Source organism: Ruegeria discodermiae (genome assembly GCF_030758345.1).
Lineage (GTDB): Bacteria > Pseudomonadota > Alphaproteobacteria > Rhodobacterales > Rhodobacteraceae > Ruegeria_C.
The window spans coordinates 243,770-267,846 of record NZ_JAVAMO010000001.1 but is presented as its reverse complement, the minus strand read 5'-3'; the positions used below and the strand labels follow the sequence as shown (position 1 = coordinate 267,846).

At 61.3% G+C, this 24,077-nt stretch carries 21 protein-coding genes; 9 read left to right on the top strand and 12 right to left on the bottom strand.

Going from position 1 to position 24,077, the window contains the following annotated elements; translation table 11 throughout:
• Positions 1–94: 94 nt before the first annotated feature.
• The gene (locus tag Q5Y75_RS01305) at positions 95–1,921 is read right to left on the bottom strand and encodes an ABCB family ABC transporter ATP-binding protein/permease (RefSeq protein WP_306193615.1); all 1,827 of its coding nucleotides are present in this window, start codon (positions 1,919–1,921) and stop codon (positions 95–97) included.
• A gap of 24 nt (positions 1,922–1,945) precedes the next feature.
• Positions 1,946–3,415, bottom strand: coding sequence for a LysM peptidoglycan-binding domain-containing protein (locus Q5Y75_RS01300; RefSeq protein ID WP_306193613.1), 1,470 nt, complete (start codon positions 3,413–3,415; stop codon positions 1,946–1,948).
• A 131-nt stretch (positions 3,416–3,546) separates the two neighbouring features.
• Between Q5Y75_RS01300 and Q5Y75_RS01295 the strand changes: the two genes are divergently transcribed.
• The gene (locus tag Q5Y75_RS01295) at positions 3,547–4,098 is read left to right on the top strand and encodes an LOG family protein (protein WP_306193611.1); all 552 of its coding nucleotides are present in this window, start codon (positions 3,547–3,549) and stop codon (positions 4,096–4,098) included.
• Positions 4,099–4,122: 24 nt separating this feature from the next.
• On the opposite strand, the gene Q5Y75_RS01290 is transcribed toward Q5Y75_RS01295, so the two are convergent.
• Entirely contained in the window at positions 4,123–4,461 is a 339-nt protein-coding gene (locus Q5Y75_RS01290) for a hypothetical protein (RefSeq protein WP_306193609.1), read from the bottom strand.
• Positions 4,462–4,642: 181 nt separating this feature from the next.
• Between Q5Y75_RS01290 and Q5Y75_RS01285 the strand changes: the two genes are divergently transcribed.
• A complete protein-coding gene (locus Q5Y75_RS01285) occupies positions 4,643–5,848 on the top strand; it encodes an MFS transporter (protein WP_306193608.1) in 1,206 nt (401 codons plus the stop codon).
• A gap of 9 nt (positions 5,849–5,857) precedes the next feature.
• Here the strand turns inward: Q5Y75_RS01285 and Q5Y75_RS01280 are convergent, their stop codons facing one another.
• The 8 genes from Q5Y75_RS01280 to Q5Y75_RS01245 all read right to left on the bottom strand — a co-directional run bounded on the left by Q5Y75_RS01280 (position 5,858) and on the right by Q5Y75_RS01245 (position 14,471).
• Positions 5,858–7,372 carry a mannitol dehydrogenase family protein gene (locus Q5Y75_RS01280; RefSeq protein WP_306193607.1) on the bottom strand — a complete coding sequence of 505 codons (1,515 nt, stop codon included), beginning with the start codon at positions 7,370–7,372 and terminating at the stop codon, positions 5,858–5,860.
• On the bottom strand, positions 7,360–8,127 hold the full coding sequence (locus tag Q5Y75_RS01275; RefSeq protein WP_306193606.1) for an L-iditol 2-dehydrogenase: 768 nt from the start codon (positions 8,125–8,127) through the stop codon (positions 7,360–7,362). Before Q5Y75_RS01275 ends, Q5Y75_RS01280 begins: the two co-directional genes overlap by 13 nt.
• Positions 8,124–9,128 (bottom strand): ABC transporter ATP-binding protein, encoded by a 1,005-nt coding sequence (locus Q5Y75_RS01270; protein ID WP_306193604.1) that lies wholly within the window; start codon positions 9,126–9,128, stop codon positions 8,124–8,126. Before Q5Y75_RS01270 ends, Q5Y75_RS01275 begins: the two co-directional genes overlap by 4 nt.
• A 12-nt stretch (positions 9,129–9,140) precedes the next feature.
• Complete coding sequence (locus tag Q5Y75_RS01265) at positions 9,141–9,971, bottom strand: carbohydrate ABC transporter permease (RefSeq protein WP_306193602.1); 831 nt, start codon at positions 9,969–9,971, stop codon at positions 9,141–9,143.
• A 10-nt stretch (positions 9,972–9,981) separates the two neighbouring features.
• Complete coding sequence (locus Q5Y75_RS01260) at positions 9,982–10,860, bottom strand: carbohydrate ABC transporter permease (protein ID WP_306193601.1); 879 nt, start codon at positions 10,858–10,860, stop codon at positions 9,982–9,984.
• A gap of 127 nt (positions 10,861–10,987) precedes the next feature.
• The gene (locus Q5Y75_RS01255) at positions 10,988–12,292 is read right to left on the bottom strand and encodes an ABC transporter substrate-binding protein (RefSeq protein WP_306193599.1); all 1,305 of its coding nucleotides are present in this window, start codon (positions 12,290–12,292) and stop codon (positions 10,988–10,990) included.
• Positions 12,293–12,387: 95 nt separating this feature from the next.
• Entirely contained in the window at positions 12,388–13,419 is a 1,032-nt protein-coding gene (locus tag Q5Y75_RS01250) for a LacI family DNA-binding transcriptional regulator (RefSeq protein ID WP_306193598.1), read from the bottom strand.
• Between the two features lie 173 nt (positions 13,420–13,592).
• The gene (locus tag Q5Y75_RS01245) at positions 13,593–14,471 is read right to left on the bottom strand and encodes a haloalkane dehalogenase (protein ID WP_306193597.1); all 879 of its coding nucleotides are present in this window, start codon (positions 14,469–14,471) and stop codon (positions 13,593–13,595) included.
• On the opposite strand from Q5Y75_RS01245, the gene Q5Y75_RS01240 reads away from it, so the two are divergent.
• A complete protein-coding gene (locus tag Q5Y75_RS01240; protein ID WP_371933218.1) occupies positions 14,470–15,153 on the top strand; it encodes a TetR/AcrR family transcriptional regulator in 684 nt (227 codons plus the stop codon). The two genes, Q5Y75_RS01245 and Q5Y75_RS01240, sit on opposite strands and share 2 nt — an antisense overlap.
• Entirely contained in the window at positions 15,150–15,734 is a 585-nt protein-coding gene (locus Q5Y75_RS01235; protein WP_306193593.1) for an exonuclease domain-containing protein, read from the top strand. Before Q5Y75_RS01240 ends, Q5Y75_RS01235 begins: the two co-directional genes overlap by 4 nt.
• Before the next feature lie 18 nt (positions 15,735–15,752).
• On the opposite strand, the gene dctP is transcribed toward Q5Y75_RS01235, so the two are convergent.
• On the bottom strand, positions 15,753–16,769 hold the full coding sequence (gene dctP, locus Q5Y75_RS01230) for a TRAP transporter substrate-binding protein DctP (RefSeq protein WP_306193592.1): 1,017 nt from the start codon (positions 16,767–16,769) through the stop codon (positions 15,753–15,755).
• A 467-nt stretch (positions 16,770–17,236) separates the two neighbouring features.
• Between dctP and acs the strand changes: the two genes are divergently transcribed.
• From acs to Q5Y75_RS01205, 5 genes are all read left to right on the top strand, one after another.
• On the top strand, positions 17,237–19,201 hold the full coding sequence (acs, locus tag Q5Y75_RS01225; RefSeq protein WP_306193591.1) for an acetate--CoA ligase: 1,965 nt from the start codon (positions 17,237–17,239) through the stop codon (positions 19,199–19,201).
• Positions 19,201–19,884, top strand: coding sequence for an adenylate kinase (locus Q5Y75_RS01220; RefSeq protein WP_306193590.1), 684 nt, complete (start codon positions 19,201–19,203; stop codon positions 19,882–19,884). The genes acs and Q5Y75_RS01220 overlap by 1 nt, the downstream gene beginning before the upstream one ends.
• A gap of 174 nt (positions 19,885–20,058) precedes the next feature.
• Positions 20,059–20,343 carry a DUF4212 domain-containing protein gene (locus tag Q5Y75_RS01215; protein WP_306193589.1) on the top strand — a complete coding sequence of 95 codons (285 nt, stop codon included), beginning with the start codon at positions 20,059–20,061 and terminating at the stop codon, positions 20,341–20,343.
• 14 nt (positions 20,344–20,357) lie between these two features.
• Positions 20,358–22,142: a sodium:solute symporter family protein gene (locus Q5Y75_RS01210; RefSeq protein WP_306193587.1), complete on the top strand. Its 1,785-nt coding sequence runs from the start codon at positions 20,358–20,360 to the stop codon at positions 22,140–22,142.
• A gap of 109 nt (positions 22,143–22,251) precedes the next feature.
• Entirely contained in the window at positions 22,252–24,075 is a 1,824-nt protein-coding gene (locus Q5Y75_RS01205) for a DUF294 nucleotidyltransferase-like domain-containing protein (protein ID WP_306193585.1), read from the top strand.
• Positions 24,076–24,077: the final 2 nt, after the last annotated feature.

The following is a 24,077-nucleotide window of genomic DNA, read 5'->3' as shown; positions in this document are numbered from 1 at the left end:
CAGCGAATTTCCGCAAGCACAACCTCTATGCGCGCGAGATACCGGTTGCCCCACCCCGACAGAGACCAGCGCGATGTCACGCAAATGCTCGGGATCAGGCAGCCTCGTCGCTGTCCCTTTGCTGGCGCGACCAGAGCTGCGCGTACCGACCGTCATGGCCCAGCAATTCCTCATGAGTGCCCTGTTCGGCGATCTGGCCCGCATCCAGAACCACGATCCGGTCGGCCTCGGCAATGGTGCTGAGACGGTGGGCGATGGTGATCACCGTGCGCCCTTCCCCGGCGCGGGCCAGCGCATCCTTGATCTCCTGCTCGGTTTCGGTGTCAAGCGCGCTGGTGGCCTCGTCCAGCAGCAGGATGGGCGGGTTTTTCAGCAAGGTCCGCGCAATGCCCACACGCTGTTTCTCGCCGCCCGACAGTTTCAGCCCGCGCTCGCCCACCTTGGTGTCGTAGCCTTCGGGCAACTGCGCGATGAAGTCGTGGATTTGGGCGGCACGCGCGGCGTCCTCCACCTCGTCCTGCGTTGCATCGGCACGGCCATAGGCGATGTTGTAGCGGATCGTGTCGTTGAACAGCACCGTGTCCTGCGGCACCACGCCGATATTCTCGTGCAGGCTTTGCTGCGTCACGTCGCGCACATCCTGCCCGTCGATCTTCAACGCCCCCGCCGTCACGTCATAGAAGCGAAACAACAGCCGCCCGATGGTCGATTTGCCCGAGCCGGTGGCCCCCACGATGGCGACGGTCTGCCCGGCGCGCACCGCAAGCGAGACACCTTTGAGGATTTCGCGGTCGGGTTCATAGCCGAAATACACATCCTCCAGCGTGATCGCTCCGCCATTGACCTTGAGCGCGGGGGCACCCGGCTTGTCGCTGACCTCGGCGGGCTGTTCCAGTAGGTCGAACATCTCGCCCATATCCACCAGTGACTGGCGGATCTCGCGATAGACGGTACCGAGGAAATTGAGCGGCACTGTGATCTGGATCATGTAGGCGTTGACCATGACGAAATCGCCCACGGTCAACTGCCCGCTCTGCACGCCTAGCGCGGCCATCACCATCACGCCGACAAGGCCGCAGGTGATCAGGAAGGACTGGCCGAAATTCAGGAAGGCCAGTGAATAGGCAGTCTTGAGCGCGGCCTGCGCATAAGCCCCCATCGACTGGTCATAGCGCAGCGCCTCGCGTTCCTCGGCGCTGAAATACTTGACGGTTTCGAAATTCAGCAGACTGTCGATGGCGCGCTGATTGGCCTCGGTATCCTGCTCGTTCATCTCGCGGCGCAGCTTCACCCGCCACTCGGTCACGGCGAAGGTGAACCAGATGTAAAGCCCGATGGTGACGGCAACGACGACCAGATACCAGACATCGAAGAGCCACATCAGCACGATGGCGACCAGCACCAATTCCAGGATCAGCGGGCCGATGGAAAACAGCAAAAAGCGCAGCAGGAAGTCGACGCCCTTTACCCCGCGCTCGATGATCCGGCTGAGCCCGCCGGTCTTGCGGGTGATGTGATAGCGCATCGAAAGGCGATGGATATGCTGGAAGGTTTCAAGCGCCAAGGCCCTCAGCGCGCGCTGGCCCACCGGTGCAAAGAGCGCGTCGCGCAGTTGCTGGAACCCCACGGTCATCATTCGCGCCACGCCATAGGCCACGGTCAGCCCCACCGCGCCCAGCAGCAGTTGCGATTGCGCGTCACCGGCCAGCGAGTCCACCGCGTTGCGGTAGAGGATCGGCGTGTAAACCGCGATCAGCTTTGCAAAAACCAGCGCCGCCATGGCCCAGATAACGCGGCGTTTGACCCAAGGCTCATCCTCGGGCCAGAGATAAGGCGTCACCTTGCGGATCGTGCGCCAGCCCGAGCGGCGTTCGGTGTCCGAGATGTCCTGTTTGCTTTGGGTCGCGCTTGCTGGCTTCATGGCTGGCTCTGCTGGGACCAGAGATCACTCCGGCAGGTTGAAGATTTGCCCCGGATAAATCAGATCGGGGTTCCGGATGCTGTCCCGGTTCGCGTCGAACACTTTCACATAGAACACCCCATCGCCATAGCGATCGCGCGATATCGCCCAGAGCGTATCCCCCTGCTGCACGGTGATGGCGCGAATGGTGGCGGTTTGCGTCTCGATATCTGCGTCTGACGCCAGCAGTTGTTCCGGCGCTTCGCGGCGGAACGGGGTTTCCAGCCGGTCGATCACCTTGCCATCCGCGCCCAGCGCATCAAGGCGCAGCGTATAGGTGCCGGGGGCGATCCCGTCGATCTCACCCCGCCAGCGGCCATCTTCTGCCGCGCTCAGGTCTCGCGCGGCCCGGTTGTCGAGGTAGACCCGCACAGTGGACCCGCCTGCTGCGCGCCCGGTCAACTCGACTTCGCCTGTGTCGGTGTAACCAATCGTGTCGAGTTGCAGTGCCTGCCCCGCCGCCGGGCTTTGTGGCTGAGGCGATTGCACCAGTTCCACGCCCTCTTCATCCGAGCGCAGGATGGTCGGCGCATCGTCGGTGGTCTCTTGCGCGGCGTCGGGAGTTGCCTCGGCCAATTCGGTCTCGTCGGTGCTGTCCGACGGCGCCAGCTGCGCATCGGCAGTGTCGTCTGACGAGGCGGGTGTATCGTTTGTAGCGATATCAACGGTCTCTTCGGTATCCGCCGCCTTCTCCTCCTCCCCGGTTTTGGTGTCGGCCGCGCTCTCTCGTGAAGGGCGTGTTTCCGCAGGGGTCTCATTCGCAGCCAGTTGATCGGAGGCCGCCGGTTGGTCGCGCGCGCGCTTTGGTGCCGCCGCGATCACGAAATCATCCGACAGGGCGGCCTGGTCCCCCTGCGCAGCGCGCAGGGTGAGGGTTCGGGGTGCGTCCTCGGGCGTGATGGGAAACAGCGCGGCGAACTGCCCGCTCTGGTCGACCTCAAAGGAATGCACCTCGTCCCCGTCCACCAACACCTGCACCTGACTGCCCGGCGCGGCCCGCCCCGCAAGCGTGGTCGACCCGTCCGGTTCCACCCGGATCAGGTCAAGCTCAGGGGCAACGACCTCCGTGTCTGGCGCCTCGACACGCTGCTCCGTGTCTTCGGCTTCTGCAGTGTCAGTCGGCGCGGGTGGATTGGCCTCGGCGGGTGTTCGATCTGTTACCTCGGCAGCGGTGTCATCCGATGCGGGCTCCGACGCTGTCGAAGGCTCGTCGGGATCGGTTGTCTCGCCCACCTCTGCTTCGCCCGCATCCGTTTCGACCGCGTCGGTTTCGACCGCGTCGGCTTCGCCTGTCTCGGCTACGCTCGCTTCCGGCGTTGCGGAGCTATCTGCCTCGGGTTCAGGCTGCTCCTGCGACGACAGGAAATAGACCAGCGCGACCGCCACAGCGGCCCCGCCTGCGACAATTGCCCAGGTCGTTTTGCCGCCTCCTACGCCACCAGCGTGCTCCGCCATTGTGCTCCCTTCGCGCCCCATTGCCCGGTTGCCATCATGAGAGGCAAGAAATCCGGACCTGATATTGAGCCTGCCCTTGCGCCTCGTTATCAGGGGGTACTCCCCCTATTGTGCCAGCGAAAGGCCCGCCCATGAACAATAAATCCGTCTGTGTGTATTGCGGATCACGCCCCGGAGCAATGCCTGCCTATACCAAGGCCGCTCGCAGCTTCGGCACATTGCTGGCGCAGGAGGGTTGGCGGCTGGTCTATGGGGCCGGTGATGTGGGGCTTATGGGCGAGGTCGCGCGCGCCGCGCAAAGCGCGGGGGGCGACACGTTCGGCGTCATTCCCGAACATCTGGTGCGGCGCGAGGTCGGCAAGTCAGACCTGATCCGCTATGTGGTCACCGAAACCATGCATGAGCGCAAGAAGGTGATGATCATGAACGCCGATGCGGTCGTGGTACTGCCGGGTGGGCCGGGCTCGCTGGATGAGCTGTTCGAGGCACTGACATGGCGGCAGCTAGGCCTGCATGACAAACCCATTCTGGTCATGAATATCGAGGGGTATTGGGACCCGCTGCGCAGTCTTGTCGAACGCACGATCGATCAGGGTTTTGCCGATGCGTCGCTTGGCGCGTTCCTGAACTGGGTCACTGACCCGGATGAGGCGATGGGGGTCTTGCGGCAGGCGTTTGATTGAATTTGCAAGGCCGGAGCCTCGGCCTCAATTCAGGCGTCTTGGCCGGTCGACGCTAAAGGCAGTGACCAAAAAATCCTCGGGCCTGTCGCCATTTGGGCTGAAAACGGCTTCGAGTTCTTCCGGCAGCGGGCCGTCTTCGATATCCATATAACAGACCAGCACATGGCGATCGTCGTCCCAGTGGCAATCGATGCCCGGCCCCTCATAGTCCTGCGACACGAGCGGAACACGCAAATAGCTGCATCCACGCGGAAAGGAAGGATCGTCAAGAAATTGCGCCCGCCGCGAGACGTGCGCGCGCACGCGAGTTTCGTGATAGCGCGAGCGTGGCCCGTCCCATTCGATTTTGAATTCCGGTTCCATTCCGGTGACATAGACAACCCGCGCCGGTTCGAAAATACCGGATCGCGCCATTGTGTGCGGGATTTGAGCCAACGACCGCCACGCGCCCAATGATCCCGCGTTTGACATACGCATTCGGTCGGATAAGGCTGCGCCATGACCCCACGCGACCAGTCCAACATTCGCCAGTCGGCACCCTGAGATGCTGAGCGTTCTGCGTCATCGGACCTACCGAAATCTCTTTGCGGCGCAGGTGGTTGCACTGCTGGGCACCGGTCTTGCCACGGTGGCGCTGAGCCTTCTGGCCTTCGATCTGGCCGGGGAGCAGGCGGGGGTGGTGCTGGGCACGGCGCTGACCATCAAGATGCTGGCCTATGTGGGGCTGGCCCCGGTTGCGGCGGCCTTTGCCACACAACTGGACCGGCGCAAGATGCTGATCGTGCTGGATCTTGTGCGAGCGGGGGCGGCGCTCTGCCTGCCCTTTGTTGATGCGATCTGGCAGATTTATGCGCTGATATTCGTGCTTCAGGCCGCCTCGGCGGGGTTTACACCCGCCTTTCAGGCCACGATCCCGGATGTTCTGCCCGAGGAGCGTGACTATACCAACGCGCTGTCGCTGTCACGGCTGGCCTATGATCTGGAAAACCTCGCTAGCCCGACCCTGGCTGCCGCTCTGCTGGTTGTGGTGAGTTTCGACACGCTGTTCTGGGGCACCACGATCGGTTTTCTCGCCTCGGCGCTGCTGATCGGGGCGCTGACGCTGCCCTCGCCCAAACCGAGCCTACGCCGCGGAATCTGGGAGCGCACCACGCGCGGCATCCGGCTTTACCTGAGCCTGCCGCGCCTGCGCGGGCTGCTGGCGCTGAGCCTGTCGGCGGCGATGGTGAGCGGCATGGTTCTGGTCAACACCGTGGTCCTGATCCGCAGCACGCTGGGTCTGGGTGAGACCATGGTCCCGTTGACCCTGGGCAGTTTTGGCGCAGGGTCGATGGCCGCCGCGCTGGTGCTGCCTCGGCTGCTGGAGCGCCGCTCTGACCGCGCGGTCATGATGGGTTGCACCTTGCTTGCGGTCGTAACCTGTCTTGGGCTGGGAAGCATTGCGGCGCTGACCGGTCTGACGCCGATGATCCTGCTGAGCGGATGGTGCCTAATCGGGATCGGCTATTCGGGCGTGATGACACCGGTGGGCCGCCTGCTGCGCCGCTCTGCCCCGCCCGAGGATCGCCCAGCGCTGTTTGCGGCCCAGTTCACCCTGTCCCATGCCTGCTGGCTGCTGGCCTATCCGCTGACCGGCTGGTTGCTGGCCCGGTTTGGCCCGGCCCCGAGTTTCCTCGCGCTTGGCGTGATCTGCGCGCTCAGCCTGCTGGCGGCACGGCGGCTCTGGCCCCCAAACGCCGCGAAAGACTGACGCGCAGGCTCAGGCCCCCTCGGGCGAGCGGGTATAGGTTTCAAGCGCCGCAGCCACGCCATCCTGCCAAATCAGCGGCAGCCAGTGTTCAAAGGCCCGCACGACCCGGGCATCTGTTGCAAGTGCGCCATAAAGCCCGGTCTCCTCCAGCCAGGCCTGCGGCCTGTCCTTGGAGCGTTTGGCAACGGGCACCAGCTGATCCCAGGCCGGATCGTTCGGCTCAATCAGCGTTCCATCCTCACAGGAGCCCGCACACATGCGCGCCCAGAGCGCCTCGACCAGCACCAGCCCGTCAATGGGACCGCCCGCAGCAAGCGCATCGCGCAGGATCGGCAGCACAAAACCGGGATGCCGGGAAGAGCCATCAAATGCCACGCGCCTGGTCGTGTCACGGATCGCGTCATTGGCGAAACGCTGTTCAATCAGGTCGATATAGGTCTCGGGCTCCATGCTGGGAACCGGGGCGATATAGGGTGCGATCTCATTGCGTTGCACCTTGCGGAACAGCGCCTTGATAAGCGGGTGGGACAGGCAGCCCGCGATGGTTTCGACCCCCAACAGCACACCCGCATTTGCCACCACCTGATGCCCGGCATTCAGAACCCGGATCTTCATCATTTCATAGGCATGCACATCTTCTGAAAAGGTGGCCCCCACCTTGTCCCAGTTGGGGCGGCCCATCGCAAAGCTGTCTTCGATCACCCATTGGCGAAAGTTCTCATGAGGGACCGGCGCTGCATCTTCGACCCCCATGTCGCGCACTAGCGTCAGCTCGCCGGGACCGGTGGCCGGTACGATGCAATCGACCATCGAGTTGGGAAACGCGCCTTCGGTATCGATCCAGCGGGCCAGATCAGGATCGCTCAGCCGGGCAAGCCCGACGATCAGATTGCGCAGGATGCGGCCATTGCCTTGCAGATTGTCACAGCTCATCGCTGTGAAGGGCCGGAGATTTGCAGCGCGGCGCATCCGAAGCGCCGCGATCATCGCGCCAAAGGCGGTTTTCGGCGTGTCCGGATTGGCCGCATCGTGCTGAATGTCCGGATGCGTGACGTCGAAACCACCGGTGGCGCCGTCGATGAAATAGCCGCCCTCGGTCACTGTAAGTGAAACGATCCGGATTGAGGGATGGGCCATGGCCCGGATCAGGGCGCCATGCCCCACTTCGATGGGCAGATAGTCGATCATCGGGCCGATGATTTCGGCGGCGCGGCTGTCCGGGGCCAGTTCGAGAAGCGTTGTCAGGCAGTCCTGCGCGATCAGCTTCTCGCGCATCGCCGCATCATAGGGCCGCACACCGGCACCGATGATCGCCCAATCCAGCGCCTCGCCCTGCTGCATCAGGCGGTGCAGATACCAGGCCTGATGGGCGCGGTGAAAATTGCCCAGCCCGATATGGACAATGCCCGGCCTGAGGTCACGCCTGTCATAGCGCGGTCTGTCTATATGGCCGGGCATCGCGGCAAGAGTTGCCAAGCTCAACCCGGTCGGAGAGGACGCCATATCTTTCATCAGCTCATCCATTGTCCGCCATCCACGTTAAAACACTGGCTGACGATATAGTCAGCCTCCGAACTGGCCAGAAACACCGCCATACCGGTCAGATCTTCGGCCACGCCCATGCGGCCAAAGGGCACGGCCTGCCCGACCTCGCGTTTCTTCTGCCCCGGCGCCTTGCACTCATGTTTGGCAAAAAACGCATCCACCCCATCCCAATGCTCGCCATCGACCACACCAGGCGCGATGGCGTTCACATTGATCCCATGTTCGATGAGGTTGAGCCCCGCCGATTGCGTCAGGCTGATCACGGCAGCCTTGGTAGCGCAGTAGACCGCCACCAGGGGCTCGCCCCGGCGCCCCGCCTGCGAAGCCATGTTGATGATCTTGCCACCCTGCCCGCGCGCGATCATGTGGCTGGCTACCGCTTGCAGTGTGAAAAGCGTGCCCGCGACATTTATGTCAAAGGTGCGCGCGAAATCATCGCGCGTGATCTCGGTGATCGGCGCGGCAGTGAATATCGCCGCGTTGTTGATCAGAATGTCGATCTGGCCCAATTGCGCGACGACCTCGGCCACGCCCGCCTCGATGCTGGCCTGATCGGTTACATCCATATGGATCGCAACCGCGCCGATCTCGCCGGCGGTCTCGCGGGCGCGGGCGATGTCGATATCGGCAATCGCCACCCTGGCACCCTCGGCGAGATAGGCCTCGGCAAAGGCGCGCCCGATGCCTCGGGCGGCGCCAGTGATAAGGGCCGCTTTGCCCTCTAGCCGGGTCATTCGATCCTGAGCCCGTTCTGATCGAAGCGGTGCAAGTGATCGGCCTGCGGGGTCAGGTAGACTTCGGTGCCGTATTTCAGCTTGCGTTCGCCGCTGGCCCGCACCGTCAGCGGCTCCGGGCTCAGCCCGCTCTGGATGTGAAAGAACGTGTCGGAGCCCAGATGTTCGGACACACCCACGGTGCCTTGCCACATGCCTTCGGTTTCCGAGATGTCGATATGCTCGGGCCGGATGCCGATGGTCGCGGCATTATACTTGGCCGCTTCCGGACCGTTGATCAGGTTCATCTTGGGCGAGCCGATGAATCCGGCGACAAAGGTGTTGCCGGGGCGCTGGTAAAGTTCCAGCGGGCTGCCGACCTGCTCGACAATACCGGCGCGCAGCACGACGATCTTGTCGGCCATGGTCATTGCCTCGACCTGATCATGGGTCACGTAGATCATCGTGGTCTTGAGCCGTTCATGCATTTCGCTGATTTCCAGCCGCATGCCGACCCGCAGTGCCGCGTCCAGGTTTGACAGCGGCTCATCAAAGAGGAAGGCCGCCGGTTCGCGCACAATGGCTCGGCCAATGGCAACCCGCTGGCGCTGACCACCCGAGAGTTGCCCCGGACGCCGGTCCAGATAATCCGTCAGGTTCAGCGCCTTGGCTGCGGCTTCGATCCGCCGGTCCTGTTCGGCCTGATCAATCCCGGCCATCCGCATGGGAAAGGCGATGTTCTTGCGCACCGACATATGCGGGTAGAGCGCGTAGGATTGGAACACCATGGCCAGACCACGCTTGGCCGGGGGTACATCGGTGGCGTCTGTTCCATCGATGGCGATATGTCCCGACGTGATGTCCTCCAGCCCCGCGATCAGCCGCAGGAGGGTGGATTTACCGCAGCCCGAGGGGCCGACGAAGACCGTGAACTCTCCATCTTCGATGGTCAGATCCAGTGGCGGAATGACCTGAACGTCGCCGAAGCTTTTGGTCACTTGGTTCAGTTGAATTTGTCCCATTGGTCAGTTTCCTTATTTGACGGCGCCGAAGGTCAGGCCGCTGACAAGTTGTTTCTGGCTGAACCAGCCAAGGATGAGGATCGGTGCAATCGCCATGGTCGAGGCCGCGCTGAGCTTGGCATAGAACAAGCCTTCGGGGCTGGAATAGCTGGCGATGAAGGCCGTGAGCGGGGCCGCTTTGGCCGCAGTCAGGTTCAACGTCCAGAAGGCTTCGTTCCAGGCCAGGATCACGTTCAACAAGAGCGTCGAGGCGATGCCTGGAATGGCCATGGGCGTCAGCACATAGAGCACTTCTTCTTTCAGGCTGGCCCCGTCCATCCGTGCTGCCTCAAGGATTTCACCGGGGATTTCCTTGAAATAGGTGTAAAGCATCCAGACAATGATCGGCAGGTTGATCAGCATCAGCACGATGGTCAGACCGAACTTGGTATCCAGAAGCCCCAGTTTGATGAACAGCAGGTAGATCGGATAGAGCACACCAACCGCCGGCAGCATCTTGGTCGACAGCATCCAGAGCAGGATGTCCTTGGTACGTTTCGAGGGCACGAAGGCCATCGACCAGGCGGCAGGGACCGCGATGATGATCCCGAGGATAGTCGAGCCGCCTGCGATCACGATCGAGTTCCACAGGAAGCGGGCATAGTTCGACCGCTCCATGACCGCGCCATAATTTTCCAGCGTCCAGTCAAAGGCCAGAAACACGGGCGGGTCGGAAATGGCCTGTGCTTCGGTCTTGAAGCTGGTGAGGATGGTCCAGAGGATCGGGAAGAAGATCAGCAATCCGACGGCCCAGGCGGCAGAGGTGTTGATGATCTTGCGGTTTTGCGTAACAGAGCGTGCCATGGGGTCCTCCTCACGCGTCCAGGTTCTTGCCGACGATGCGCATCAGGAAGATGGCAACGATATTGGCGAGAATGATTGCGTAAACACCGCCAGCCGATCCGAGCCCGACATTCTGGCTTTCCAGCACCCGCTGGAAAATCAGGTAAGACAGGGTCTTGGTTCCGAACGCGCCACCGGTGGTGACAAAGATCTCGGCGAAGATCGCCAGCAGAAAGATGGTCTGGATCAGGATCACAATTGTGATCGCGCGGCTCAGATGCGGTAGCACAATGAACCAGAAGCGCTTGATCGAAGGCGCGCCATCCATTTCGGCCGCTTCAAGCTGCTCGCCATCCAGTGATTGGATCGCGGTCAGCAGAATCAGCGTCGCGAAGGGCAGCCATTGCCAGGACACGATCATGATCAGCGACGGCAGGGACGCCTGGCTGAGCCATGCGATCGGCTCGGCACCGAAAAACTTCCAGAGATAGGCCAGCAGCCCGTTTGTCGGGTCCATGAACATGTTCTTCCAGACCAACGCCGATACGGTGGGCATGACAAAGAACGGGGCGATCACCAGAATACGGACAACGCCCTGCCCCCACATCGGCTGATTGAGCAGAAGGGCAAGCAGGACGCCAAGAACCACCGTGATGACCAGAACGCCGCCAACGATGACCAGCGTGGCCTGGACACTTGGCCAGAATGCGCTGGAGCCGACGAACCGCGCGTAGTTTGCGAAGCCGACCCATTCGAGGCCATTGGCCATCGAGTCGCCGCGCAGCGGAAGGTATTTCTTGAAGGAAAAGAACAGTGTCATTGAAAGCGGGATCAACATCCAGCCGAGAAGCAGAACGACCGCAGGGGCCATCATTAGGCGGGCGGCTGATCTGGAATGCTGCGTAGCCATGGAAACACCTCCTCTGTTGACGGTCAGGGGACCGCCTCGGGCGAATCTTACAGTGAAATTGAAGGGATGGGGGGACAGAGGGCGGGCTTGGCGCCCTCTGCGTGTTTATGTGGCTTGACCGGTCGCCTTAGCGGTACCCGGCCGCTTCCATCGCGTCGTTGGTCAGTGCCTGAGCCTTTTCAAGCGCTTCTTCCACGGTCTGCTGGCCAGCATAGACAGCCGAGAATTCCTGGCTGACTTCGGTGGCGATCCCGGCGAACTCGGGGATAGCCACGAACTGGACACCGACATAGGGCACCGGCTTGACGGTCGGATTCTGCGGGTCGGCCGCGTTGATCGAGTCCAGCGTCATCTGAGCGAACGGCACGGCCTGATACTCAGGGTTCGCATAAAGCGAGGTCCGCGCGCCCGGAGGCACATTGGCCCAGCCTTCGTTTGCGGCGACCAGCTCAATATAGTCTTTCGAGGTCGCCCATTCGAGGAACTCTTGCGCCGCATCCACTTTCTGCGATCCGGCGGGGATGGCCAGCGCCCAGGCCCAGAGCCAGTTGGCGTTTTTGCCAAGGCCGGTGTTCGGTGCCAACGCAAAGCCTACCTGATCGGCCACAGTTGAGTCTTCAGGATTGGTCACGAAGGACGCCGCAACGGTCGCGTCGATCCACATGCCGCATTTGCCTTGCTGGAACAGCGACAGGTTTTCGTTGAACCCGTTGGTCGCATAGCCCGGAGGTCCGGATTCCTCCATCATTCCAACAAAGAAGTTCAACGCATCGGCCCATTCAGGCTGGTCAAACTGGGCATTCCAGTCCTCATCGAACCAGCGCGCACCAAACGAGTTGCCGGTGACGGTGATAAAGGCACCGCCCTCACCCCAGCCAGCCTTGCCACGCAGGCAGATGCCGTTGATTTCATTGTCGCGATCGGTCATCGCGGCGGCCGCCTCGCGGATGAACTCCCAGGTCGGGGCATCGGGCATTTCCAGCCCGGCCTTTTCCATCAGGTCCTTGCGATACATGACCATGGAGCTTTCACCGTAGAACGGTGCAGCGTAAAGCGTGCCGTCATGGCTCAGCCCGGCGCGCATCGCGGGCAGGATGTCATCGACGTCATATTCCTCGGACAGACCGTCAAGCGGGACCAGCCAGCCATTGGCGCCCCAGATCGGCGTCTCATACATGCCGATGGTCATAATGTCGAAGGCACCGCCCTTGGTGCTGATATCGGTTGTCACGCGCTGGCGCAGCACGTTCTCTTCCAGCGTGACCCACTCAACCTCATGGCCGGTCTTGGCCGTGAAGTCGTCCGTGTAGCCCTGCATGCGGATCATGTCGCCGTTATTAACGGTCGCGATGGTGATGGTGTCGGCAATAGCTCCCGAGCCCATGACAAGCGCCATGGCAGTCGCCGCACCCAATGATGCCTTGAGATACATCCTGTTCCTCCCTGTGTTGGATGTTGGGACTAACCCTACGTCCTGTTCAGGATGTAAGTCAACAAAAACTTTACGCGCGTAAAGTTTTTGTTCGATCAGGCCGAAGACCGCAGCACGAGTTTCGCCGGATAAAGATGCTCTGACCGGCTTTCGAAATGCCCCCCGCTCTCGATCAGTTGGAACAGCATTTCGATGACCTTGTTTGAGACCTGATCATAGTCATGGGCCACGGTTGTCAGCGATGGACAGGTGAATCGCGAAAACGGGTGATCGTCATGTGCGGCCACCCGCATCGTGCAGCTCTCGCCGCGCCCAACCTGAATGCCGCGTTCAAAACAGGCCGACAGAAACCCGATCGCAAGCCGGTCGTTGCTGCACAACACGGTATCGGTCTGCGCGGGTTTTTGATCCAGAAAGCGCAGGCCTTCCTTGAACCCGATTTCCTCGAACCCCCAGCCATCCCCCTCGGCCTGAAAGATCCGCGGCTCAAAACCCAACCGCTCCATCATCGACATATAGGCCTTTCGGCGCTTGTTTGCGTTCGGGTTGGCCGGACGCAACATCTCGAACAGAACCGGAGGGTTTCCGCTGCGGGTCAGATATTCCACGCTTTGCGACACAAAGCTGAAATTGTCTGATCCGACAAAGGCTTCGCCGATACCATCCAGATTACTGTCAAACAGAATCGTGGGCACGTCCCGGCAGAATTTCTCGATCACGCCCCGATCGGAGATCCGCCCGAGCGGCGCGAGAAGAACCCCGGCGGGTTTCATCGAGCGCAGGCTGTCCAGAATATCGACCTCCAGATCCTTTTCGCCATGAGAGCTGAACAGGATCGGGGACAGGCCCGCCTCGATGCAGCGTAGTTCGATCTTGCGGGCGATCTCGGCAAAGAACGGATCGGCCAGATAAGGCACCACGATACCGATATTCTTGGTCAGGCGGCGGTTCTGGTTCACCGCATAGATGTTGGGGCGATAATCGTGCTCCTCCAGCGCGGCCTCGATCCGCGCGCGCGTGGAGGCGCGAACACTGTCGGGATTATTGAAGTATTTTGAAACCGTTGGACGCGAGATGCCGCTCAGCGCAGCAAACTCTTCCATGTTCCGGATCTTGTTTTCGCTCATCCGTCCGCGCGTCCAATCCAAGTCATCCTTCCGGAGCCAATCGCCCCGTTTCGCAGAAGGACTATATCGAAAAATTCTCGCGAGAAAAGTTTTGCGGTGAGTGCAGGAGGTCCTTTCCCGAAATTGTTATTTGAAATCAGCGATCCCCCGACCCATGCAAGCGGGCCGCTGGATCAGAGCGTCGCGTGCCAGTCGCGGATGGCTTGACCAATCTCATCGGGGGAATCTTCCTGAATGAAATGGCTGCCCGCCACGGTCACCTCGGACAGGCTCGGCCAGGCGCGCACATAGTCGCGAACCGGCCCCGCGATCAGCGCGCCGGGCTCGGCATTGACGAAGAGTTTCGGAATCGGACTCTGCGCCAGCCAGGCGGAATAGTCCGAAACGATCTGGACCACATCCGCAGGCTCGCCCGCGATCGGGATCTGGCGCGGCCAGGTCAGCGTCGGGCGACGGTCCTCGCCCGGAGTGGCAAAGGGGCGGCGGTATTCATTCATCTCGTCTTCATTCAGATCGCGCAGGATCGAGCCGGGCAGGATCGCCTCAACAAACAGGTTCTTTTCCAGCACCATCTCGTCCCCGGCGGGTGAGCGCAGGGCCTGGAACATCTCGCGCGCGGCTTCGGGGAAGCTGTCCCAACCCGGCACCGGCGCAACGATCGCCTCCATGAAGGCAATGCCCTTGAGCGCATCCGCATGGGTATGGGCCCAGTGAAAGCCCAGCCCGGACCCCCAGTCATGCAACACAAGGGTCACGTTATCCCGCACGCCAAGCTGCTCAAGCAGCGCGAACAGATATGTGCGGTGTTCCACATAGGTGTAACGATCAGGGCCGCTGTCATCGAGCTTGTCGGAATCACCCATCCCGATCAGGTCCGGCGCGATCAGGCGGCCCTTGCCCGCCAGATGGGGCATGATGTTGCGCCACAGGTAAGACGAGGTCGGGTTGCCATGCAAAAACACGATCGGATCACCCTCGCCCTCATCGATATAGGCCATCTGCTTGCCGTGCACGGTCGAGAATTTCTTTTTGTCGCGAAAGCTCGTAGTCATGATGCTCCCCTCGGCTCTTGCGTTTGAGTCGGTGGAAACTTATTGGAACGAACATTCCAAAACAAGAGGAAACATGCCCAGACCCCGGTCACATTCCCGTTCAGCCCTTGTCGACAACGCCATGACAGCTTTTTGGAGGATCGGCTATCAGGCGGTTTCCATGGGCGATCTCGTGCGCGAAACCGGTGTCAGCCGCGGCGGGATCTATAGCGATTTCTCGGGCAAGCAGGAGCTGTTTCACGCCTGCCTTGATCACTATCAGGAGGCTGTCGTGACCCCCGTTTTTGCGCAAGTCGAAGCGGAGGATGCCGGCATCGACTCGATCCGTTGTTACTTTGATAATCTGCTGAGCGGGTTCGAGGCGATGGAAGGGTTTGGCATCGGTTGCCTTGTTGGCAACACGCTGACCCAGATCGACCCGTCAGAGGAAGTCACGCAAGAGAAGTTGCAGGCGCATTGCACGCGCCTGTTCAATGGCTTTCGCAAGGTACTGGCGCGTGAGAATGGACCAGACGGCCCCTTGAGCGCCGCTGAACTAGACGATCTGGCACATTTCACGATGATTTCCGCGCAGGGGCTCTGGTCATATTCCCGGCTGACCGATGATGCCGCCATTCTGCGCCGCTATGCGGAGACATTGATCGCCTCGATCGAAACGCGCCTGCGCGGGGCGGCGTCTTGATCACCCCGCTACCCATTGGCGATTTCAGGTTCATCGCGTTGGATGTGGAAACCGCCTGCGGTGACAGTGCCAGCATCTGCCAGATCGGGCTGGCCTGCGTGCGGGCGGATCACAGCATCGAGACATGGTCGACGCTGGTCGATCCGCAGATGCCTTTTGCGCCCTTCAATATCGACTTGCACGGCATCGGCCCGCACACCGTGCGCCATGCGCCGAACTTCGCGGGCATCTGGCCCGATCTGCTGCCCCTGCTCGCGCGCCGCCCGCTTGTGCAGCACAGCCGCTTTGACGAGCACGCGATAAACGCCGCCTGCCGGGCGCATGGCCTGCCCCGCTCAAAGCTGGCCTGGAACAACAGCGTGACCATCGCCCGCGCGGCCTGGCCCGAACTAAGGGGCAAAGGCGGGCATGGGCTGGGCAACCTAAAGACCGTTCTGAACCTCGACTTCAGGCACCATGACGCCGAAGAGGATGCGCGCGCCGCGGCTCAGGTGGTTTTGCGGGCAGAGCAACATCTTGGCGCCTCCGCCGCTGAAATCGCACCGGTGCTGGCGCCCTTTCAGCTCTCCCTGCCGCTCTGACCAGAAGGGCGCCCGCGATCAGTTGCCGCCACGCTGCGACTTGAGCGTAAATTGTACGAGATCATAAAGATCCTGCGCGGGAAGCCCCTGCTCTGTCATATCGGAAATCCACTGCGCGCGGATCGGATCAGCGGCCTTGGCCTGAAACTCGGCGATGACCTCATCCGGGATCGTCGCTTTGGTCACGCCCTTTTCTTCCAGAACACTGTCCCATTGCTGCAGCAGCTGACCGTAGTTGTCGAGATAATGCGCGATCGCCTCGTTGATTGAGCTGTTCAGCGCATCGCGATGCTCGTGCGACAGCGACTCATAGGCGTCGATATTGACAACAACCGGGCAGTTCACCGTGCCGGGGTTCAGATTGGCGGTCCACCAGTCAGCCTCGTTGATAGTGCCAAAGCTCAGATGCGCATGCTGGGCAAAGGCGACCGTATCCACCACGCCCGACTGCATTGCGCCATAGGCCTCGGTCGCGGCGACCGAGGTCGGCACACCCCCCACCGCCTCAAAGGCTTGACCCAACCCGCCAGTCGCGCGCACGCGCATCCCGTCGAAGTCCGCCAGCGCATCAGGCGGGGTCCCGGTGCCAACCAGGTTATATTGCGGCATGGGCGAGGTCATGATTATCCGCGCGTTCCACTGCGCCATCTCATCCTTGACCGCCGGGTGGTCATAGACCGCGTGGCTGACCGCCACTTCTTCATCCAGCGTGTTCACTCCAAGAAAAGGCAGCTCCAGCACCGTGATGGCGCGGTTCTTGTCGCGGTGGTAGCCCGCGCAGAACTGCGCCATCTCAAACGCGCCGATCTCGATCCCGTCGAGGTTTTCGCGCGGTTTCGATAAACCGCCATAGCTGACATTGATGGTGAAATCGCCGCCAGTCTTTTCGCTGACCAGTTCGGCCAGTTTTTCCACATGTTCGGTAAAGGCGCGCCGCTTGCCCCAGACCGAGGCATTCCATTCGGTTGCGGCGGCTTCACTGACAAGGGCAACGCTCAGCGCCGCGCAGGCCGCAGCGGTCAGACAGGTCTTCATGATTTTCCTCCCGGTCGGTCCGCAGCAGATGCGGACAGCTTTCGCGATCCAGATTAGGGTCGCGCGGCGGAGCTGCCAAGGCCCGGAAAAACACGACTCGGACCTGCGCTAGAGGTGTCGAGGCGCTGGCATCGGCACCTGCGATTCTGGCGCAAACCGCCCCTGTTCCACCGGATCGCGCAAGAATCAGGTCGCTGTGCATTTAACGCCCCCTGTTTGTGCAGCGTGGATTTTGACAGCAATTTTCTTATAAATTCAGGCAGCTTGCGCTAACAAAATGCAAGTCATTTACAAATATCCACGCAATAGAAAAATCATTTTACAAACAAATCCTTCAATTTCATGAGTTTATTCTAATATTTTCAAATTTGCCTATACTTTCAGCAAGCCCGGAAGATGATCGACAATCCCCTGCATATTGGGTGAAAAATGCGATCAACGAAAACAGTCATTGGGAGGAGCCTCAGATGACGACCGACACGCTGACCGGAACGAAGGCCTATTCGCCATCGGCAGAAACCGTTTCTCATGCCCATGTGGATGCGGCCAAATACGACCAGATGTATGCGGCCTCGATCTCCGATCCAGACGCGTTCTGGGGCGAACATGGCAAGCGGATCGACTGGATCAAGCCGTTCACGCAGGTGAAGGATGTCAGCTACGAATTCGGCAATGTAAGCATCAACTGGTTCGCGGATGGCACGCTGAACGTCTCGGCCAATTGCGTTGATCGGCATCTGGCGACGCGCGGCGATCAGACGGCGATCATCTGGGAACCCGACGATCCCAATGAACCAGCCCAGCACATTACCTACAAGCAGTTGCACAGCAGCGTCTGCAAGATGGCCAATGTGTTGAGCGGCCTGGGCGTGCGCAAAGGCGATCGCGTCGTCATCTATCTGCCGATGATCCCCGAGGCCGCTTATGCCATGCTGGCCTGCGCCCGGATCGGGGCGATCCATTCCATCGTCTTCGCAGGCTTTTCGCCCGACGCGCTGTCGGCCCGGATCAACGGCTCGGACGCGAAGGTGGTGATCACCGCAGACGAAGCCCCGCGCGGCGGGCGCAAGACACCACTGAAATCCAATGCCGATGCGGCCCTGCTGCATTGCAAGGACAGCGTGAAATGCCTTGTCGTCAAGCGTACCGGCGGTCAGACCACCTGGGTTGATGGCCGCGATTTCGACTATAACGAGATGGCGCTGGAGGCGAGCGACACCTGCGCGCCCGCCGAGATGAATGCCGAGGACCCGCTGTTCATCCTCTATACCTCCGGTTCGACCGGCCAGCCCAAGGGCGTTGTGCACAGCACCGGCGGCTATCTGGTCTATGCGGCCCTCACCCACGAGATCACCTTCGACTACCATGATGGTGACATCTACTGGTGTACGGCGGATGTGGGCTGGGTCACCGGGCACAGCTATATCGTCTATGGCCCGCTGGCCAACGGCGCGACCACGCTGATGTTCGAAGGTGTGCCGACCTATCCCGACGCCAGCCGCTTCTGGCAGGTCTGCGAGAAACACAAGGTCAACCAGTTCTACACCGCCCCCACCGCCATTCGCGCGCTGATGGGCCAGGGCAACGAGTTTGTCGAGAAATGCGACCTCAGCGACCTCAAAGTGCTGGGCACCGTGGGCGAACCGATCAACCCCGAAGCCTGGAACTGGTACAATGACGTGGTCGGCAAGGGCAAATGCCCCATCGTCGATACCTGGTGGCAGACCGAGACCGGCGGTCACATGATGACCCCCCTGCCCGGCGCGCATGCCACCAAGCCGGGCTCGGCCATGAAGCCCTTCTTTGGCGTCGAGCCTGTTGTTCTGGACCCCCAATCGGGAGTTGAGATTACCGGCAACGGGGTCGAGGGCGTGCTGTGTATCAAAGACAGCTGGCCCGGCCAGATGCGAACCGTCTGGGGCGATCATGAGCGGTTCGAGAAGACCTATTTCTCGGATTACAAAGGCTACTATTTCACCGGCGATGGCTGCCGTCGTGACGAGGATGGCGATTACTGGATCACCGGCCGCGTCGATGACGTGATCAACGTCTCGGGTCACCGGATGGGCACAGCCGAGGTGGAAAGCGCGCTGGTCGCCCACGCGGCCGTAGCCGAGGCCGCCGTGGTTGGTTACCCGCATGATATCAAGGGTCAGGGCATCTATTGCTACGTCACTCTGATGAATGACCGCGAGCCCAGCGAAGACCTCCGCAAAGAGCTGCGCACCTGGGTGCGGACCGAGATCGGACCGATCGCCAGCCCGGACGTCATTCAATGGGCCCCCGGCCTGCCCAAGACCCGCTCGGGCAAGATCATGCGCCGCATCCTGCGCAAGATCGCCGAGAATGACTTTGGCTCACTCGGGGATACCTCGACGCTGGCCGATCCGTCGGTGGTCGAGGATCTGATCGAAAACCGGGCGGTGAAATGATGGACACGGGCGTTCTCACCACCCCCGCCGTGCTGATCTTGCTCGGGCCTCCGGGCGCGGGCAAAGGCACCCAGGCCCGCAAGCTGGAAGAGCAGTTTGGTCTGGTGCAACTCTCGACCGGTGATCTGCTTCGCGCTGCGGTTGCCGCCGGAACCGAGGCCGGCAAGCAGGCCAAGGCCGTTATGGAAGCGGGCGATCTGGTCAGCGACGAGATCGTCATCGCCATCCTGCGCGACCGGCTGGCCGAACCAGACTGTGCAAAGGGCGTCATACTTGATGGGTTTCCGCGCACGGACGCGCAGGCCAGGGCGCTCGATACTTTGCTGGCGGAAAACGACCAAAAGGTCAGCGCCGCCATCAGTCTTGAGGTCAATGATGACGCGATGGTGACCCGCATTTCGGGCCGCTACACCTGCGCCAATTGTGGCGAAGGCTATCACGACACGTTCAAGACGCCGCAAAGTGACGGCATCTGCGACAATTGCGGCGGTACCGAGTTCAAGCGCCGCGCCGATGACAATGCGGAAACCGTTGCCAGCCGGTTGCGCGCCTATCACGCCCAGACCGCCCCGCTGATCGCCTATTACGACAGTCAGGACGTTCTGGAGAGAATCAATGCCATGGGCGAGATCGACGAGATCGCCCGGGGCCTTGCCACCATCGTCAAGGGGGCGATGCGCTAGGCAGGAAAGACCGGGGCCGGGTCACTCCGCCCCACCCCCTGATGAAAGACCCGGACTGACCGCTTTGGCGGACCGGAGAAGTCATGCCTGATGCCCGTAAGACGGCGCAGGCAAATGGAGGAGATTTGCCCGAACGCCGGGCAAACAAACAAGGGAAGCAAGGAGGAACCCGCGATGGCGGATCAATCATCAAACTCCGCGCAGGCTGCAGAAGCCGATAAAGGCTATTGGCAGGCCAACCTGCGCCTCATTTACATCAGCCTCGCGATTTGGGCGCTGGTGTCGTTTGGATTCGGCATTCTGCTGCGTCCGCTGCTTTCGGGAATCCCCGTCGGCGGTACCGATCTGGGCTTTTGGTTCGCTCAGCAGGGATCGATTCTGGTCTTTCTCGTGCTGATCTTCAACTACGCCTGGCGCATGAACAAGCTAGACGCCGAATACGGCGTGGATGAAGAATAAGGGAGAGCGGGAAAATGGATCAATTTACCATCAACCTGCTGTTTGTTGGCGCATCCTTCGCGCTATACATCGGCATCGCGATCTGGGCCCGAGCGGGGTCCACATCGGAATTCTATGCTGCTGGGCGCGGCGTTCACCCGGTCACTAACGGTATGGCCACGGCGGCGGACTGGATGTCTGCGGCCTCGTTCATCTCGATGGCGGGACTGATTGCCTTTACCGGTTATGACAACTCGACCTTCCTTATGGGTTGGACTGGCGGTTACGTGCTGCTGGCGTTGCTGCTAGCGCCTTACCTGCGTAAGTTCGGCAAATACACCGTGTCCGAGTTCATCGGCGACCGGTTCTACAGCCAGACCGCGCGGATCGTGGCCGTGATCTGCCTGATCGTCGCATCGGTGACCTATGTGATTGGTCAGATGACCGGCGTAGGCGTGGCCTTTGGCCGCTTCCTCGAGGTGTCCAACACCTCCGGTCTGTTGATCGGCGCCTGTGTGGTGTTTGCCTATGCAGTGTTCGGTGGGATGAAAGGCGTGACCTATACGCAGGTTGCACAATACTGCGTGCTGATCACCGCCTACACCATCCCGGCAATCTTCATCTCGTTGCAACTGACCGGCAACCCGATCCCGGCCCTGGGTCTATTTGGTGACACTGCAGGCGGCGAACCCCTGCTGACCAAGCTGGACGCAATCGTGACCGAGCTGGGCTTTGCCGACTATACGGCGCATCACTCGAACACACTGAACATGGTGCTGTTCACCCTGTCGCTGATGATCGGTACTGCCGGTCTGCCGCACGTGATCATGCGTTTCTTCACCGTGCCGCGTGTGGCTGATGCCCGTTGGTCGGCTGGCTGGACGCTGGTCTTCATCGCTCTGCTCTATCTGACCGCCCCTGCGGTTGGCGCAATGGCGCGGCTGAACATCACCGATATGATGTGGCCCAATGGTGGTATCGACGGTGGCGCGGTTTCGGTCGAACAGATCGACAACGATCAGCGCTATGACTGGATGGCCACGTGGCAGAAGACCGGTCTGCTGGACTGGGAAGACAAGAACGGCGACGGCAAGATCCAGTACTATAACGATCAGTCGGAAAACATGCAGGAACTGGCTGCTGAAAAGGGCTGGGTCGGCAACGAACTGACCAAGTTCAACCGCGACATTCTGGTTCTGGCCAATCCCGAGATTGCCAACCTGCCGGGTTGGGTGATCGGTCTGGTCGCGGCCGGTGGTCTTGCGGCTGCTCTGTCGACCGCTGCGGGTCTGTTGCTGGCGATTTCGTCGGCTGTATCCCACGACCTTGTCAAAGGCGCGATCAACCCGCAGATCTCGGAAAAAGGCGAGCTTCTGGCGGCGCGGATCGCAATGGCCGTGGCCATCGTTGTTGCAACCTATCTGGGTCTGAACCCACCGGGTTTTGCAGCGCAAACTGTGGCCTTGGCCTTCGGTCTGGCGGCTGCCTCGATCTTCCCGGCGCTGATGATGGGGATCTTCTCGACCCGCATCAACAACACCGGCGCGGTCTGCGGTATGCTGGCAGGTCTGATCGTGACCCTGGTCTACATCTTCCTGCACAAAGGCTGGCTGTTCATTCCGGGCACCAACTCGTTCACCGATGCTGACCCGCTGCTGGGTCCGATCAAGTCGACTTCGTTCGGTGCCATCGGTGCAATGATCAACTTCGGCGTCGCCTACGTCGTAGCCGGCATGACCAAGGAGACTCCGCCGGAGATCGTTGAATTGGTCGAAAGCGTTCGCATCCCCCGCGGCGCAGGCGCAGCTCAGAACAAATGAGCATGATGCGGCACATGGGTGATTTCCATGTGCCGCGTTTTTTGATCTACTATTCCCGCCTGGCCCTGGCCCGGCGGGACTTTCTTACAAGACTCCAAGGCGTTGTATCATGTCCCTGACCCAGGATCAGATCATTCGCTTCCTCAGATCGGTGCATCCCTATGATGCGCTACAGCCTGAGGTGCTGAGCGATATCGCCGCGCAGACCGAGATACGCATTTACGCGGCGCAGCAGGCGATCTACCGGTTCGGCGAGGTCCTGCCTGGCCTCTTCGTGATCCATGACGGATCGGTCGAGGTGATCGATGAGAATGGCGAAGTGGTCTCGAATCTGGGTCTGCGCAACAGCTTCGGCGAGCGCGGTTTGCTGCGCGACGGCAAGGCCGCGACAAGCGCGACAGCAAGCGACGAAACGACCTTGCTGATGCTCCCGGCAGAGCTGATCGCAACCCTGCGGCGCGACCACCCCATCGTCGCGCGGTTCTTCCACCGAGAACGCCAGGCCCGCACACCGCAAAACGATCTGGCCACCAGCCCGGTCGAGACGCTGATGGCCCGTGATCCGGCGATCTGTGCGCCTGATCTACCGGTGCAACAGGCGGCGCAGGTCATGCGCGATCGCCGCATCTCGTCGCTTTGCGTGGTGCAGGACGGGTTGCTGCGCGGGATCGTCACCATTCGCGATCTGTCCGGCAAAGTAGTGGCTCAGGCGCTGCCCAGCACCACCCCGGTGGGCGATGTAATGACCGCCGCGCCGATGACCCTGCCGCCATCGGCCATCGGGTCGGACGTGTTGCACATGATGATGGAACACCGCATCGGCCATGTGCCGATTACCGAATCCGGGCGGCTGCAGGGCATCGTCACCCAGACCGACCTGACCCGCTTTCAGGCGGTCAGCTCGGCAGAGATGGTGGCCGCCCTTGCCCGCGCCGACACAGCCGAAGAGATGGCCGCTGTCACCGCCGAGATCCCGCGCCTGCTGGTGCAACTTGTGGCAGGCGGCAACCGCCATGACGTGGTGACCCGCCTGATCACCGATATCGCCGACACCGCAACGCGGCGCTTGCTGGCGCTGGCCGAAGCCAAGCTTGGCCCGCCGCCAGTGCCGTACCTGTGGCTGGCCTGCGGCTCGCAAGGACGGCAGGAGCAGACCGGGGTCAGCGATCAGGACAATTGCCTGATGCTGGATGACAGCGCAACCGAAGCGGATATGGCCTATTTCGCAGCGCTCGCAAAATTCGTCTGCGATGGCCTCAACACCTGCGGCTACGTCTATTGCCCCGGTGAGATGATGGCGACCAATCCGCGCTGGTGCCAACCGGTGCGGGTCTGGCGCGACTATTTCGCGGGCTGGATCGCCAAACCCAACCCCGAGGCGCAGATGCTGGCCAGCGTCATGTTCGACCTGCGCCCCATCGGAGGGGACTTCGAACTCTTCAAGGATATTCAGGCCAACACGTTGAGCGCCGCCAGCGCCAACTCGATCTTTGTGGCGCATATGATTTCGAACGCGCTCAAGCACAGCGTGCCGCTGGGCCTGTTTCGCGGTCTGGCCACCATCCGCTCGGGCGAGCATCGCGATACGGTGGACATGAAACATAATGGCGTCGTGCCGGTGGTTGATCTGGGCCGCCTTTACGCGCTGCGGGCGCAACTTACGCCGGTCAACACCCGCGCCCGACTGGATGGTGCCGAACGCAGCGGCGCGCTCAGCCCGTCCGGCGCGCGCGACCTGCGCGACGCTTACGATCTGATCGCAGACGCCCGGCTGGAACATCAGGCCGCTCAGGTCAAGGCAGGCCTCGCACCGGACAATTTCATGGCGCCGGGCAGCCTGTCGGATTTTGAAAGAAGCCATCTGCGCGATGCCTTTGTCGTGGTAAAGACCATGCAATCGGCCATCGGGCACGGTAAGGGCATGCTGGGCTAAGA

Coding starts and splice junctions, on each gene's coding strand:
- Q5Y75_RS01305 (WP_306193615.1), bottom strand. CDS start 1,921: ATGAAGCCAGCAAGCGCGACCCAAAGCAAACAGGACATCTCGGACACC.
- Q5Y75_RS01300 (WP_306193613.1), bottom strand. CDS start 3,415: ATGGCGGAGCACGCTGGTGGCGTAGGAGGCGGCAAAACGACCTGGGCA.
- Q5Y75_RS01295 (WP_306193611.1), top strand. CDS start 3,547: ATGAACAATAAATCCGTCTGTGTGTATTGCGGATCACGCCCCGGAGCA.
- Q5Y75_RS01290 (WP_306193609.1), bottom strand. CDS start 4,461: ATGGAACCGGAATTCAAAATCGAATGGGACGGGCCACGCTCGCGCTAT.
- Q5Y75_RS01285 (WP_306193608.1), top strand. CDS start 4,643: ATGCTGAGCGTTCTGCGTCATCGGACCTACCGAAATCTCTTTGCGGCG.
- Q5Y75_RS01280 (WP_306193607.1), bottom strand. CDS start 7,372: ATGGATGAGCTGATGAAAGATATGGCGTCCTCTCCGACCGGGTTGAGC.
- Q5Y75_RS01275 (WP_306193606.1), bottom strand. CDS start 8,127: ATGACCCGGCTAGAGGGCAAAGCGGCCCTTATCACTGGCGCCGCCCGA.
- Q5Y75_RS01270 (WP_306193604.1), bottom strand. CDS start 9,128: ATGGGACAAATTCAACTGAACCAAGTGACCAAAAGCTTCGGCGACGTT.
- Q5Y75_RS01265 (WP_306193602.1), bottom strand. CDS start 9,971: ATGGCACGCTCTGTTACGCAAAACCGCAAGATCATCAACACCTCTGCC.
- Q5Y75_RS01260 (WP_306193601.1), bottom strand. CDS start 10,860: ATGGCTACGCAGCATTCCAGATCAGCCGCCCGCCTAATGATGGCCCCT.
- Q5Y75_RS01255 (WP_306193599.1), bottom strand. CDS start 12,292: ATGTATCTCAAGGCATCATTGGGTGCGGCGACTGCCATGGCGCTTGTC.
- Q5Y75_RS01250 (WP_306193598.1), bottom strand. CDS start 13,419: ATGAGCGAAAACAAGATCCGGAACATGGAAGAGTTTGCTGCGCTGAGC.
- Q5Y75_RS01240 (WP_371933218.1), top strand. CDS start 14,470: ATGATGCTCCCCTCGGCTCTTGCGTTTGAGTCGGTGGAAACTTATTGG.
- Q5Y75_RS01245 (WP_306193597.1), bottom strand. CDS start 14,471: ATGACTACGAGCTTTCGCGACAAAAAGAAATTCTCGACCGTGCACGGC.
- dctP (WP_306193592.1), bottom strand. CDS start 16,769: ATGAAGACCTGTCTGACCGCTGCGGCCTGCGCGGCGCTGAGCGTTGCC.
- acs (WP_306193591.1), top strand. CDS start 17,237: ATGACGACCGACACGCTGACCGGAACGAAGGCCTATTCGCCATCGGCA.
- Q5Y75_RS01220 (WP_306193590.1), top strand. CDS start 19,201: ATGGACACGGGCGTTCTCACCACCCCCGCCGTGCTGATCTTGCTCGGG.
- Q5Y75_RS01215 (WP_306193589.1), top strand. CDS start 20,059: ATGGCGGATCAATCATCAAACTCCGCGCAGGCTGCAGAAGCCGATAAA.
- Q5Y75_RS01210 (WP_306193587.1), top strand. CDS start 20,358: ATGGATCAATTTACCATCAACCTGCTGTTTGTTGGCGCATCCTTCGCG.
- Q5Y75_RS01205 (WP_306193585.1), top strand. CDS start 22,252: ATGTCCCTGACCCAGGATCAGATCATTCGCTTCCTCAGATCGGTGCAT.